Source organism: Shimia sp. MIT910701 (genome assembly GCF_047126315.1).
In the GTDB taxonomy this organism is placed as follows: domain Bacteria; phylum Pseudomonadota; class Alphaproteobacteria; order Rhodobacterales; family Rhodobacteraceae; genus Shimia.
The window spans coordinates 3,078,357-3,091,787 of the sequence record NZ_CP138953.1 but is presented as its reverse complement, the minus strand read 5'-3'; the positions used below and the strand labels follow the sequence as shown (position 1 = coordinate 3,091,787).

Annotated in this window: 13 protein-coding genes; 6 read left to right on the top strand and 7 right to left on the bottom strand. The window is 59.6% G+C overall.

The window, feature by feature from the left end:
• Window positions 1-49 precede the first annotated feature (49 nt).
• Both SIB38_RS14910 and SIB38_RS14905 read left to right on the top strand, forming a co-directional pair.
• Window positions 50-442, top strand: coding sequence for a hypothetical protein (locus SIB38_RS14910; protein ID WP_294115059.1), 393 nt, complete (start codon window positions 50-52; stop codon window positions 440-442).
• The gene (locus tag SIB38_RS14905) at window positions 435-1,661 is read left to right on the top strand and encodes an HlyD family secretion protein (protein ID WP_294115055.1); all 1,227 of its coding nucleotides are present in this window, start codon (window positions 435-437) and stop codon (window positions 1,659-1,661) included. Before SIB38_RS14910 ends, SIB38_RS14905 begins: the two co-directional genes overlap by 8 nt.
• 1 nt (window position 1,662) lies before the next feature.
• Here the strand turns inward: SIB38_RS14905 and SIB38_RS14900 are convergent, their stop codons facing one another.
• Window positions 1,663-1,983: a hypothetical protein gene (locus SIB38_RS14900; RefSeq protein WP_294115052.1), complete on the bottom strand. Its 321-nt coding sequence runs from the start codon at window positions 1,981-1,983 to the stop codon at window positions 1,663-1,665.
• A gap of 70 nt (window positions 1,984-2,053) precedes the next feature.
• Between SIB38_RS14900 and SIB38_RS14895 the strand changes: the two genes are divergently transcribed.
• Window positions 2,054-2,797 carry a helix-turn-helix transcriptional regulator gene (locus tag SIB38_RS14895; protein ID WP_412550491.1) on the top strand — a complete coding sequence of 248 codons (744 nt, stop codon included), beginning with the start codon at window positions 2,054-2,056 and terminating at the stop codon, window positions 2,795-2,797.
• A 123-nt stretch (window positions 2,798-2,920) separates the two neighbouring features.
• Here SIB38_RS14895 and SIB38_RS14890 read toward each other — a convergent pair whose 3' ends face one another.
• The 6 genes from SIB38_RS14890 to SIB38_RS14865 all read right to left on the bottom strand — a co-directional run bounded on the left by SIB38_RS14890 (window position 2,921) and on the right by SIB38_RS14865 (window position 7,461).
• Window positions 2,921-3,136 (bottom strand): hypothetical protein, encoded by a 216-nt coding sequence (locus tag SIB38_RS14890; RefSeq protein ID WP_412550490.1) that lies wholly within the window; start codon window positions 3,134-3,136, stop codon window positions 2,921-2,923.
• Between the two features lie 99 nt (window positions 3,137-3,235).
• Window positions 3,236-3,925, bottom strand: a complete 690-nt coding sequence (gene aqpZ / locus SIB38_RS14885; RefSeq protein ID WP_412550489.1) for an aquaporin Z — start codon at window positions 3,923-3,925, stop codon at window positions 3,236-3,238.
• A 218-nt stretch (window positions 3,926-4,143) separates the two neighbouring features.
• Complete coding sequence (locus SIB38_RS14880; protein ID WP_294115044.1) at window positions 4,144-4,677, bottom strand: bactofilin family protein; 534 nt, start codon at window positions 4,675-4,677, stop codon at window positions 4,144-4,146.
• Window positions 4,667-5,980 carry a M23 family metallopeptidase gene (locus SIB38_RS14875; protein ID WP_294115040.1) on the bottom strand — a complete coding sequence of 438 codons (1,314 nt, stop codon included), beginning with the start codon at window positions 5,978-5,980 and terminating at the stop codon, window positions 4,667-4,669. The genes SIB38_RS14880 and SIB38_RS14875 overlap by 11 nt, the downstream gene beginning before the upstream one ends.
• Window positions 5,981-6,169: 189 nt before the next feature.
• Entirely contained in the window at window positions 6,170-7,000 is an 831-nt protein-coding gene (locus tag SIB38_RS14870) for a ferritin-like domain-containing protein (protein WP_412550488.1), read from the bottom strand.
• On the bottom strand, window positions 7,000-7,461 hold the full coding sequence (locus SIB38_RS14865) for a peroxiredoxin (protein ID WP_294115035.1): 462 nt from the start codon (window positions 7,459-7,461) through the stop codon (window positions 7,000-7,002). The genes SIB38_RS14870 and SIB38_RS14865 overlap by 1 nt, the downstream gene beginning before the upstream one ends.
• 77 nt (window positions 7,462-7,538) lie before the next feature.
• Here SIB38_RS14865 and SIB38_RS14860 point away from each other — a divergent pair, with 77 nt between their 5' ends.
• The 3 genes from SIB38_RS14860 (at window position 7,539) to SIB38_RS14850 (ending at window position 13,410) form a co-directional block, all read left to right on the top strand.
• Window positions 7,539-10,964 carry a DUF3971 domain-containing protein gene (locus SIB38_RS14860; RefSeq protein ID WP_294115031.1) on the top strand — a complete coding sequence of 1,142 codons (3,426 nt, stop codon included), beginning with the start codon at window positions 7,539-7,541 and terminating at the stop codon, window positions 10,962-10,964.
• Between the two features lie 14 nt (window positions 10,965-10,978).
• Window positions 10,979-12,028, top strand: a complete 1,050-nt coding sequence (gene queA / locus SIB38_RS14855; RefSeq protein WP_294115030.1) for a tRNA preQ1(34) S-adenosylmethionine ribosyltransferase-isomerase QueA — start codon at window positions 10,979-10,981, stop codon at window positions 12,026-12,028.
• A 116-nt stretch (window positions 12,029-12,144) separates the two neighbouring features.
• Entirely contained in the window at window positions 12,145-13,410 is a 1,266-nt protein-coding gene (locus SIB38_RS14850; RefSeq protein WP_294115028.1) for an MFS transporter, read from the top strand.
• Window positions 13,411-13,431 lie beyond the last annotated feature (21 nt).

The window sequence follows — 13,431 nt, the reverse complement described above, 5'->3', positions numbered from 1 at the left end:
GTTACGGTTGAAGTTATTGGGATTTCAATAGCTTTTGGGGAGGCGCGAGATGGACGCCGAACTACCTTTTTTTGTCGTTGCGCCTGGTGGCACAGACTACTTTATGCTGGGAATTGGCATCTTTCTGGTCGTGGTTTTGCTAGGCCTTGGAGCGCTGTATTTCACAGTGCAGGCCATTCCTGACCGCATGGCCTCTGGCAGTCACAAAATTCAGATGCAGATCGTTGGCATTTTGGGCGTGATTTCTCTTTTCACCATGAACAACGCGTTCTGGATTGCGGGCATATTGCTGGCGGCGATTCCGTTTCATGAGCTGTTCCCGGATCATTTTGCGCGGGTAGATCAGGCGCTGGCCGCACGGGAGGCGCCTCCGGAGATAGATGCCGCACCGGAAGAGGCTGTTGAGGTCGAGGCAGAGGCGAAGGTGCAGGACAATGCTTGAGTTGATGTTGAGCTGCCTTGTGACCTTGGTGCCGGATATCCTGTATCGCCGTTTTGCGCAGGGTAAACGTCTGGGGTATGAGATCACATTCTTCAACGTCTGGTACGAGTTGCGCTGGGGAATTTCGTGCTGCGCAGTACTGGCGATTTCACTGATCACGTTGATTTTCTATTATCACCCAACCTCGGACAAGATCACCTCGTTCTTCCGCACCGTGACGATCCTGTCAGAATCCGGTGGCCGTGTGGCGGAGGTTTATGTGAGCAACCATGACCGGGTGGCGGAAGGGGATCCGTTGTTCCGGCTGGATACCTCGCGGCAAGAAGCGGCGGCGGAAACGGCGCGGCGGCAGATTGCGGAGGTAGATGCGGCCTTGCTGCTTGGCGCCACAGAGATTGCCGGAGCGCAGGCGCAGTTGGATGCCTCTGAGGCGCAGCTGACCCAGGCGCGGGATGATTTGCAGCGGCGGCAAAGCATTGCAGAGCGCAACAGCACCGTGGTGACAGAGCAGGAGTTGGAACAGTTGTCCAATGCGGTGGATGTGGCCGAGGGCCAGCGCAACGCGGCGATTGCGGCGGTGCAGGCGGCCACCTTGCGGGTCAGTGACACTTTGCCAGCACAGCGGGACAGTGCCGAGGCGGCCTTGGCGCAGGCGGAGACGGAGATTGCCTTGTCCACGGTGTATGCCGGGGTCAGCGGGACGGTGACGCAGTTTCAGCTCAAGCCCGGTGATGTGATCAACCCGATCCTGCGGCCTGCCGGTGTTCTGGTGGCGGATATGGCGGGGCCACGGCGGTTCATGGCGGGCTTCCGGCAGATTTCAGCGGGCATCGTGAAAGAGGGCATGTTGATTGAAATGACCTGCCCGGCGAAGCCATTGACGGTGATCCCGATGCGGGTGGTGCAGGTGCAGGACACGATTGCCGCCGGACAGTTTCGGCCCGGCGACAATTTGATTGATATTCAGGACCGCATTCGGCCCGGCACCTTGTTGGCGATTATGGAGCCGATCTTTCCGGAGAAAGTGGAGGGCGTGCCGCCAGGCAGTCGCTGCACCGGGGTTGGCTTTACGGACCACTCCCAATTCATCGCGGAAAACGGGCTCACCGGCCTTCATGCCTTTATGTATAAGGCGATTGACGGGCTGGGCGTGACCAATGCGGTGGTCATTCGCGCCATGGCGATTGTCATTCCGGTGAAGGCGCTGGTGTTCAACTGATTTAGGCCGCGTGGGTTTCCAGTGAGACGTAGGTGTCCATAGGGGCATCCGGGTAAAAGTCGGTCAGGTCCATCACGGAAAAGAAGTCGGCGCAGGCTGGCGATTGCATTTCTTTTTCGATGACCTCGGCCATATCGGCCTCGCTGCGGAATTGCACGATGTCGAGATAGGTGCCGTCTTGGGCGCGGACCAGCTCGCGGCGCAGCACACCCGGTTCATGGGCGACAAACTCAGATTGGAATTTGGCGGAGGCCGCCAGCAGGTCGGCTTCGGTCTTGTTGGGCGCCAGTTTGATCGGGGCCAGAACGGTGATGGGTGTCATGGGAGTCTCCTGTATGTGTGACAGGGACGGGATATTGAGTAATGCGCCGTTTTATGTCCTATTTGTGCGCATGACACAGAAACGTTCGCGTGCGGATGCACAAACCCGGATGATGCGGTTGGATCAGATCGCGGCCCAGCTAAAGGGCGAAGAGCCCTGTACGGTTGAGGATTTGGCCAAGACCCATGGGGTGAGCCGGCGCACCATTGCGCGGGATCTGGAGATCATGCGGGCGCAGGGCATGCCGATTGAGGCGGAACGCGGCCGGGGTGGTGGCGTGCGCATGGATGTGAACTGGGGTGTAGGCCGGCTCAACCTGTCTTACGCGGAGAGTGTCGACCTTTTGATCAGCCTGGCGGTGGCAGAGCAGATGAACTCGCCGCTGTTTCTGGCCAAGATGGGCTCCATTCGGCGGCAGTTGATTGCGTCGTTTTCCAAAGAGAAGCGGCGGGCTGTGGAAGGCATCAAGAAACGGATTTTAATTGCGGAGCAGGCGTCTCTGCCGGTGCAGACATCCATGGGGGAGCCGAAGCCGCGGGTGGTGCAGACCTTGCATCAGGCGTTTCTCAACCAGAAACTGGTGGAGATTTCCTATGTGCGCGAGGACGGGGCGAAATCTAAGCGCACGATTGCGCCGCATTACCTGCTGCTGTGTTCGCCGGTGTGGTATGTGCTGGCCTGGGATCATTTGCGGGATGCGCCGCGCACATTTCGCTGTGACCGGATACAGAGCGCGACCGAGGGTTTCGAGAAATTTTCCCTGCAGGATGCCAAAGTGTTTGAGCCCGCTGTGGAGCACTACAATGTGCTGTAAAGCGGGCTCAGGTTAGGGGTAGTCGGCGAAGGTGTAGCTACCCATTTCGCAGAGATCGAGGTTGTAGTCTTCCAACGTGGCGCCGTCGGCAAATTCTGCCAGCACGTCGTAAACACAGGTGGTTTAACCGTCCGCGATCAGCACGTTGATTTCATAGCCGGAGTCCAAGTAGCCGCCGGCAATCAGGTTTTCTTCCCAACTGTCAGAGGAAGAGGTGCTGACGTGGAAGGCGGTGACGGCTGCGCTGGATTCATTGACGAGCAGGAATTGCAGGTCTTTGGCGGTGGCAGCGGTTGCGGTCAAAAGCGCCGCAGCAAGTGGCAGAGTCAGACATTTCATTGTGGGGCTCCCCGGGGTTGGTTTGGTCCTTTTGGGTCACCGTATCCTTGCCACTGATACAAAGGGCGAGGGCTGTGCGCCCTCGCGGTGGTTTACGGGTTACTCGTCAGAGCCGATGACCTTCCACAGAATGCCACCAATTGCGCCGCCAAGCAAAGGGGCAACCCAGAACAACCAGAGTTGTGCCAGAGCGGGACCGTCGGCAAAAAGCGCCACGCCGGTAGAGCGGGCGGGGTTCACCGAGGTGTTGGTGACCGGGATGGAGATCAAGTGGATCAGGGTCAAGCCCAGGCCAATAGCGATGGGGGCAAAGCCTGCGGGTGCGCCAGAGGAGGTGGACCCGAGGATGATGAAGAGGAAGGCTGCAGTCAGGACCACTTCGATGATCAGAGCAGACATCATGGAGTAGCCTTGCGGAGACGCCTCACCGTAGCCGTTGGAAGCAAATCCGCCGACACCGGCAAACTCAGGCGCGCCGGAGACAATGAGGTAAAGAACTATCGCTGCGGCGATGGCGCCGGCAACTTGTGCTACCCAGTAGGGGATCAGGTCTTTGGCCTCAAAACGGCCCCCGATCATGAGGCCAAGGCTGACGGCGGGGTTGAAGTGTCCGCCGGAGATGTGGCCCACAGCATAGGCCATGGTCATCACCGTAAGACCAAAGGCGAAGCTGACGCCAAGCCAGCCGATGCCGACATCCGCCACACCGCCGGCAAGGACCGCACTGCCACAGCCGCCGAGCACCAACCAGAAGGTGCCGATGAATTCTGCGCCGAGTTTCTGAAACATTTTATATCACTCCCAAATATACCTTCTGGGAGCGTAGGAAGCGAATTTGGCTCTGCCTAGGGGAGAAAATCGGGAGGTTTGGCAGCTGTGATGGCGGGGACTGCTCTGCTTGGAAGGTGATCAGTTAGAGGTTTTGCCGTGTTTTCAGACGGTTGCCCACAAGAAGACCGCCGCGCCAAGGGCGCAGCGGTTTCAAACGTCTGTGGCGATTTTGTCGCTTATTTCGCTGGCTTTGCGGCAGCGGCGGGCGCGGCAGTAGGGGCTGCGGCCTTTGGCGCGGCGGCTTTGCCAACGGTCAGTGGATCGTCCTGGCGCTGTACGGAGCCTTCAAAGTGGGCGCCGCTTTCGATGGCGATGGTCTTGTGGATGATGTCGCCTTCTACACGCGCAGTGGAGGTCAGGCGTACTTTCAGACCACGTACGCGGCCGACGATGCGGCCGTTGATGACCACGTCGTCTGCGATGATCTCACCTTTGATGGTGGCGCTTTCGCCAACGGTCAGCAGGTGGGCGCGGATGTCGCCTTCAACAGTGCCTTCCACCTGAATGTCACCGGTGGTTTTCATGTTGCCGGAGATGTGCAGGTCAGAGGACAGCACAGAGGCAGGTGGCTTGGCTTTTGGGGCAGACGCGCTTTTGAATTCGCTGGCCTTGGCCGGTGCCGCCGGAATCGGGGAGGCGTCGGCGGCCGCAGGCTTGGCCGGAGTGTCTGTAGTCGGTGCGGGGTCGTTGATTTTGCTCTTAGAAAACATCTCTTCCAGCCTTGATAAATGTCATCGGGTTCACTGCGCGACCATTGACGCGCACTTCGTAGTGCAAATGCGTGCCGGTCGAGCGTCCAGAATTGCCCATATCACCAATATGGTCGCCGCGCGAGACCCTTTGGCCTTCCTTCACGCGGATTTTCGCCAAGTGGGCATAGCGGGTTTCAATTCCGTGGTCATGTTTGATTTTGATGAGACGCCCGTAACCGGACAGCCAGCCGGCATGAACCACCACACCTTCCGCTGTGGAATGGATCGGCGTGCCATAGCGGGCGGCAAAATCGGTGCCTTTGTGCATCCGGCCCCAACGCATGCCAAAACCAGAGGTGTAGCGGAAGGCGGACTTCAGTGGATTGTCAAACGGCACGGTTTCCGCAGCGATGCGGTAGACGTTCAACTGATCCAGCTGTTCTAGAAGGCGGTTGGCGCGTAGGGTTTCTTCCGAAATCTCCGCGCCTTTGGTGGAGAAGCTGAGAGGCATCATCGGGCCGCCTTGGCCCTGATAGCCGCGACGAACCTCATCCATCAGGCTTTTGGTATCCAGACCGGCGGCGGTGAACATTTTGGTCAGCGGCTCTACAGAGACGGTCATCGCGTCTTCGAGCTGGCGGAAGATTTTATCATTCTTCTCTTCCATCAGCAGGAGTTCACGCTCCATTTCCTCAGCGGCTCGCAGGGCCAGTTGGGCGTTGGCAACCACTTCGTCCCGCTCAGCGGCGGTTTCATTGAGCGCGGTGGACAGCACGTCCAGCATGTCATTGCCCAAAGGCGAAGAGCCGATAAGAGCCGTTTGGGTCTCTGCTTGGGCCTGATCGCGGGCGACAACCTCGGCGCGGGCGAGTTCCCGCTCCTGCATAGTGCGGCGCAGGGTGGCCTGGATGACCTCGATGCCGGTTTCCAGCTCTTTGCGACGGATTTCCGAAGCGAGCAGTTCGGACTGCATATCGGAAATTTGTGTGAGTGCGGAGTTGAAGCGGGCTTGTGCCGCCAGAGCCTCCTCGGTGCGCATGTCGCGTTCAGAGGAAAGGGCGTTCAGGCGCTGCTCATAGGTGAGTTGGTCGCGCTTGGCTTGTTCCCGGAAATTGCCGGAGCCAATGCTGTCCATCAACAGGATTGCGGTGGCGATGATGGCCCAGGCGACGATGGCGGAAGAGCCGACAAAAGCAACAAGCTGCGTGCTTGGCTTCAGGCGAATGAAGCGGGTGTCTGTGTCTGACCGAAGAAAGAGCCTGCGTTCCGGAAAGAAGCGTTCCAGGATCGCGTGCGCGCGGATCGCGAGTCGTGTTCTCACGGAAGAATTCCTTGTTTAGTCCCATCCCAGAGCACGCCACCCCCGGCGCAACCCTTTGTCCCCAACGCCTTTTGATGGCGCCTTGGGGCAGGGTTTTAGCCGCCTGGGCCATGTCCGGCAAGGATTTTGACCTTTTTAGGCGGGTATGGCGCGGATGTGGCGCAGAGATGGGCGGTTTGCCGCCGATGTTCAGCGGGCGTAGGCGGGCGGCTCTTCGTCGGCGAGCGGCCAATAGAAGTCTGGCGGTAGGCCAGCGTCGGCGCGTTTTTCTTCGTTGAACGGCGGTTTCGGAGCGCCGTGGAAGTATTTCTGTACCAAGCCGTGGAAGGTGACTTTGGGGTCAAGCGCGTGGCGGCCGCAGAGGAAGTTGAACCACTTGGAGCCATAAGCGACGTGGCCCACTTCTTCGGCGTAAATGATGCGCAGGGCTTCCAGTGTTTGCGCGTCTTTGGCGTTTTCAAAGATGCGGATCATGCCTGGGGTTACATCCAAGCCGCGGGCTTCGAGCACCATTGGCACCACAGCGAGACGACCCATCAGGTCATCAACTGTATCCTCAGCTGCGCGCCACATGCCGGCGTGCGCAGGGAGCGCGCCGTAGAAACTGTCTTTGGCTTCAAGACTGTCGCATATCAGGTTGAAGTGGTTGGATTCTTCGGCGGCAGATTTGACCCAGTCGTCATAGAATCCCAGCGGCATGTCAACGTCGGTGAAGCGGGCGATGATGTCCCAGTGCAGGTCCACGGCGTTGAGCTCGATGTGCGCCACAGCGTGCAGCATGGCGATGCGGCCCTGCGGGCTGCCAGGTTTGCGGCGGGGCACGTCGCGTGGGTTCAAAAGCTCCGGTTGCTCCGGTCGGGCCGGTTGCAGCGGTGGATTAGCGGTGCCGATGGGCAATGGGTTACCGGCTTCGCGCGCGGCAAACCACGCTTCGGCGTGTTTTTTGGAAATTGCGGTTTTGGTACGACCGTCGGCGGTGGTGAGGACCTCCACCGCCATTTCTGCAAGAGTTTGTGTCATCAGAGTGCTTTTGCCGCCTCCAGAACCTCTTCGGCGTGGCCGTCGACTTTGACCTTTGGCCAGGTGCGGGCGATGTTGCCGTTGGCGTCGATCAGGACGGTGGCGCGGACGATGCCCATGAAGGTTTTGCCATACATCTTTTTCTCGGCCCAGACGCCGTAGTCTTCGCAAACGGTGCCGTGCTCATCCGAGAGGAGCGGCACGGTGAGCTCTTTTTTCTCAACAAATTTGTCGTGGCTTTTCATGCTGTCCTTGGAGATGCCAAAGACTTTTACGCCGGCCGCAGCGAAGTCTTCCAGCAGGTGGGAAAAGGCGATGGCCTCTTTGGTGCAGCCTGCGGTGTTGTCGCGTGGGTAGAAAAACAGGGCCACGGGTGCGGGACGCAGGGTAGAGAGCGTGACGTCGTCGCCTGAAGTGGACGGCAAGGTGAAATCGGGGGCAGGTTGGTTGGCATCAATCATCATTTTGCTCCTTTGTGGCCCGATGGTGCCAATGCCGTGATCTGGCCTTGGGTCGGGCGGCGCTTGCAGGTATAATTTTGTCCACGAGCACCGGAATACCAGAACACACAGAGGCATCAACCCTGACAGAGAACGGCGATCATAACTCCGCATCTGAGGGTCCAGCCACAACATCCGATACCGCCGTATCGCCCGAAGACGGGCAAGATACGGTGCAACCGGAGGCGGAGATCACAGAGACGCAACCTGCGCGTCGCCCGCGCCGTGCGCGGCGGTTTGGCGTCATCGCGTTGTTTAGTCTTTTGGTGCCGGTAGTGTTCTTGGCGGCGGTGGCTTTTGTGGTCAGTGGTAAACCGCTTGAGGCACCAGAGTGGGTGCATGCGCGTGTGCAGGCGGCTGTAAACCAGCAGCTTGAGGGCATCGAAGTGACCATTGAGCGCATGGCTCTGGTGGTGGAAGACGACTGGGACCCGAGCATTGAATTGCAGGGGGTGCTGGTGTCGCCGGAGGACGGCGGGAGTCCGGTGCGTTTGGAGACGGCGCGGGCGCGGTTGGCCTTTGCGCCGCTCTTGGACCGGGAGATTGCGCTGCGCGATGTGCAGGTGTCGGGCGTGTCGTTGTTGGTGTTGCGTCAACAGGATGGGACCGTGCAGGTTTCGATAGGCCAGGGTGGCGGCGCGTTTCAAACTGACACGGATCTCACCACTTTTGGCGATCAGATCGAGGGTTACTTGCAGGCGCCACTGCTGGCCTATCTTGATCTGTTTCAGATCGAAGATGTGACGATCCGGTTTGAGGACCGGCGGGCGCGGCAGGCCTGGACCGTGGATGGCGGGCATATCACTTTGCGGCGCACCGAGGAGTTGGTGGAGCTGGCCTCACAGATGACTCTGCTGGGCGGGCGCAGTTATGCGAGCACCATTGAGGCGTCGGTGACCACGCGGTTTGGCACGCGTACAACCGAGTTTGGCGTTAATTTTGAGGACCTCCCAAGTGAGGACATTGCCGCGCAATCCGCCGCGCTGAGCTGGTTGCAGATTTTGCGGGCGCCGATCTCTGGGGCGCTGCGGGCGAGTATCGACAGCGAAGGCAATCTGGGCAATGTGAATGCAACCTTGCAGATCGCAGACGGCGTGTTGCAGCCGGATGGCGCGGTGCGGCCGGTGCCATTTGAAAGCATGCGCAGCTACCTGACCTATGACCCCAATCGTGGCGCGATCCGCTTTGACGAGTTGTCGCTTAGCAGTGACATGGTGCGGGTTAATGCCCATGGGGAAGCTTTCATTGGCTCGCTGTCGCAGGGGTTGCCGGAAGAGTTTTTGGTGCAGCTGACGCTGAACGAATTCCGCGCCAATCCGCGCAATTTGGAGGATGATCCGGTGGCGCTTGAACGGTCCTATGCGGATTTCCGGTTGAAACTGGACCCGTTTGAACTGGACCTGGGGCAACTGGTGGTGCGCCAGAACGGCAACCAGATTGTGCTCGACGGGCATTTGGCCACCGAAGGCGAAAACTGGGCCTATGCGTTGAACGGGCATATGGACGAGGTGGTGCCGGAGAGTGTGCTGGCGCTGTGGCCGAAGAGTTTCAAGCACAAGCTGCGCAAGTGGATCGACCAGAACATCTACAAGGCCACCTTGCATGACATCGATCTGGCGGTGCGCTCCAAAGGGGCGGCACCGCCAGAGGTCTATGTGGACTTCCAGTTCCGCGACGTGGACATCAAAGCGGTGAAAACCATGCCGCCGGTGCGCGATGGCATTGGTTTTGGGGTGTTGAAGGACCATCAGCTGCATATCACCGCTGAGGCGGGGTATGTCGAAGCGGATCAGGGCGGGCGCATGGACGTGGCAGGCACCAGCATGGTGATCCTGAACACCAGGCTAAAGCAGTCGCCGGCCTTGGTGCGTGCGCAGGCGCGCGGACCGGTTGAGGCGGTGCTGTCGTTGCTGGATCGCAAGCCTTTGGAGCTGTTCACTAAGGCGAAACTGCCGGTGGATTTTGCCTCCGGGTGGGCGGATTTGGAGGGCACGGTGGAGTTGGTGCTCAAGGATAAGCTGCCCATTGAGAAAGTGGTTTACGATGTGCACGGCGATCTGAGTGATGTGCGCAGTGGACATTTCTTGCCGGGCAAGGAGATGCGCGGCGCGTTGCAAGTCACGGCCACGCCGGAGCGGGTTGAGGTTTGGGGCGACGGCTTTGTCGCAGACATACCGGTGACTGCCAAATGGCACATGCTGGGCGGTAAGGAGAATGCCGGGCGCAGTTGGGTGAGCGGGACGGCGGAGCTGAGTGCGGCGGCGCTCGACACGTTTGAGGTGGGGCTGCCCAAAGGCACCGTGTCTGAGGTTGGGCAAGCCAGTTACGAGATGGACATTGTGCGCGATCAGCCTCCCAAGATGCGGTTGCGATCAGATTTGGTCGGGGTGCGCATGTCTTCACCGCCGTTGGGGTGGCGCAAATCCGCAAACAGTAGTGGCATGCTGGAGGTCGATATGACGTTAGGCACGTCGCCAAGCATCGACCGCGTGCTGTTTGAGACACCGGGGCTGAGTGCCCGAGGCAGGATTTCAATTGCGGATGGCGGTGGTCTTGGCGTGGCGCAGATGGACAGCTTTGCGGTGGGCAGCTGGCTCAGTGGGACAGGGCGTTTGTTGGGGCGTGGCAAAGCACCGCCAGCCGTGGTGGTGACAAGTGGGCGACTGGACATGCGGCGCATGCCGGAGAGCAGCAAAGGCAGTGGGCGTGGCGGCGCGGCGGGCATTGGGCCAGTCACGGCCAATGTGGATGAGGTGGTTGTGACCGACAACATCCGTTTGGGACCGGTGAAAGCAGAGCTGAACTTTGACGGCGGGTTGAGCGGTAGTTTCAGCGGGAATTTCAAAGGCGGACCGCTGGTGTTTGGTACTTTGGCGCCGCACCAATATGGCACGCAGATGCGGGTGACCTCTGACAATGGTGGAAAGATTGCGCAGCTCATGGGGGTCGTGAAATCCGCCAGCCGTGGGGCGATGACCTTGTCGATGGTGCCGCGCGCCGCGAAAGGCGAATACGATGGCGTCATGGAGATGAAAGAGGTCAAGGTGCAGCAAATGCCGCTGGTGGCTGAACTTCTGAACGCGATCAGTGTTGTGGGGCTGGTGGAGCAACTGGCCGGGCCGGGGATACTGTTCACCGATGTGTTTGCACGGTTCCGCCTGACCCCAGATAGGTTGGTGATTGGCGAAAGCAGCGCGGCGGGGCCGTCGATGGGGCTCTCTGCCAATGGCACTTACAGTTTTGTGCAAGAGTGGTTCAATATTCAGGGCACGGTGTCGCCACTTTATGCAGTAAACGTCGTGGGGCGGCCGTTTGCACGTCGTGGCGAAGGGTTGATCGGATTCAATTACACCATGCGCGGACCGTCGCAGCAGCCGGAGATTTCGGTGAACCCACTCTCGGCCTTGACGCCGGGCTTCTTTAGAGAGATTTTCCGCCGTCCACCTCCGGACCTGAGTAACTAACGGCGCGAGCACCGATGCAGCTTTCTGATTTTGATTTTGATCTTCCCGAGTCTTTGATTGCGACCCGGCCGGCGGAGCCGCGCAGCTCCGCGCGGTTGTTGGTGGCCAGAGGTGGTGAGATCACCGACGGGGTGGTCACGGATCTGGTGGATCTGCTGCAGCCGGGCGACCGGCTGGTGTTGAACGACACAAAGGTGATCCCGGCGCGGCTGTCTGGCTATCGCGTGCGGCAGGGGCCGGAAGGGGAAACCCAGTCCCGTATGGAAGTGACGCTGCTTGAGCCGCGCGCAGGTGGGGCTTGGGCTGCGCTGATCAAACCGTTACGGAAAATTCGCGAGGGCGAAGAGATTGTCTTTGCCGCGGGTCTCAAGGGCCGGTTGCTGTCCAAGGAAGACGGGCAGGGGCTGGTGCAGTTTGACCTGGCAGGCGACGACTTTGACGCGGCGCTGGAGGCCGCAGGCAATATGCCTCTGCCGCCCTATATCGCAGCCAAGCGCGCGGCGGATGAGAAAGACAAGACCGATTATCAGACCGTTTGGGCCAAACACTCTGGCGCGGTGGCGGCTCCAACCGCGTCGCTGCATTTTGACGATGCGTTGCTGGCGGCGCTGCTGGCCAAAGGGGTTCAGTTCACTCATGTTACTTTGCATGTTGGGGCGGGGACGTTCCTGCCGGTGAAGGTCGACAACGTCAAAGAGCACAAGATGCATGCCGAGTGGGGACGCGTCACCGAGGCTGCGGCGGCGGAGATTGCAGCCACAAAGGCGGCGGGTGGTCGGGTGATCCCGGTGGGCACCACGGCGCTGCGGTTGATTGAAAGTGCGGCGCGGGACAGTGGCGCGATCCAACCGTGGGAAGGCAACACCGACATATTCATCTATCCAGGCTTTGCATTCAATGTGGCAGATGCCTTGATGACCAACTTTCACCTGCCAAAATCGACGTTGATGATGTTGGTCAGTGCCTTGCTGGGACAGGAAGAAATTCGCAAGGTTTATGACCATGCGGTGAAAGAGGGGTATCGGTTCTTCTCTTACGGTGATGCGTCGCTCTTGATCCCCTGAAAAATTCTCCCGAGATGCCGCAAAACGACATGGCGTTGTCGCGATTGGGTGCGATGGCGGCAGGGGCGTTTTGCATACGGGCGCATCTGTGAGAGAGTTGTGTCGAGGGTCGCTCTATGGGTCAGTTTCTGAAAGGCGCGTGGCCGCTGTTGCTGGGAATGCTGTTGCTGATGGTGGGCAACGGCATGCATGGGACGTTGCTGGGTATTCGCGGCGAGGCAGCGGGATTTTCGACGTTTGAGATGTCGATGGTGATGTCGGCCTATTTTGTTGGCTTTCTGGGTGGCAGCCGTGTGACGCCGGAGCTGATCCGCCGAGTGGGGCATGTGCGGGTGTTTGCCGCCATGGCCTCGATGATTTCCGCTGTACTCATCCTGTACCCAACGCTGGAGCACCCGGTGGCCTGGATTGCCGGGCGGGCGTTGATGGGGCTGTGTTTCTCCGGCGTGTATGTGACGGCGGAAAGCTGGCTCAACAACGCGGCAACCAATGACACGCGCGGCAAGGCGCTGTCGATTTATATGATGGTCCAGATGATCGGCATTGTGACCGCGCAGGGTATGATGACCATTCCTGATGCCACAGGGTTCCTGTTGTTTGTGATCCCCTCGGTGCTGGTATCGATCTCTTTTGCCCCCATTCTGTTGTCGGTCTCGCCAACGCCGGCATTTGAGACCACCAAGCCAATGAGCCTCAAAGAGCTGTTCCAGAATTCACCGCTCGGGGTAGTGGGGATGTTCATGCTGGGGGGGGTGTTTTCCGCACAGTTTGGCATGTCGGCGGTGTTTGCCACGCGGGCAGGGTTGAGCCTGAGCGAGTTGTCGTTGTTTATCGCGGCGTTTTACGTCGGGGCGACGGTGTTTCAGTATCCGCTGGGCTGGATGAGCGACCGGATGGATCGGCGGGTGCTGATCATGTTTGTGGCCGCCATCGGCGCGGCCGGGGCAACGCTGGGATTTGTGGCTGGTGACAACTACCCGCTGCTGCTGGTGGCTGCGCTGTTCATTGGTGGGTTCTCTAATCCGCTTTATTCGATGCTGATCGCCCACGCCAATGATTTCCTGGAATACGAGGACATGGCAGCGGCTTCTGGCGGGTTGGTGTTTGTGAACGGCGTAGGGGCGATAGCTGGCCCGCTGATCACTGGGTGGATGATGGATGTGGTGGGGCCGCGTGGGTATTTCATTTACCTGATCATCCTGCTGGCCGCGCTTGGCGTTTACGCAGGCTATCGCACCACTCGCCGTCCGGCTGCACCGGTGGATGAAACCGGCAGCTACACCGCCGTTATGCCAACCGCTTCGGTGGTTGCGGTGGAGGTGGCACAAGAGGTCGCAATCGAGTCTGCGATGGAGGAAGAGCAGGAAGCTGCCGCAGGGTAAGCAAGCCTCTGCCGGTGTTAG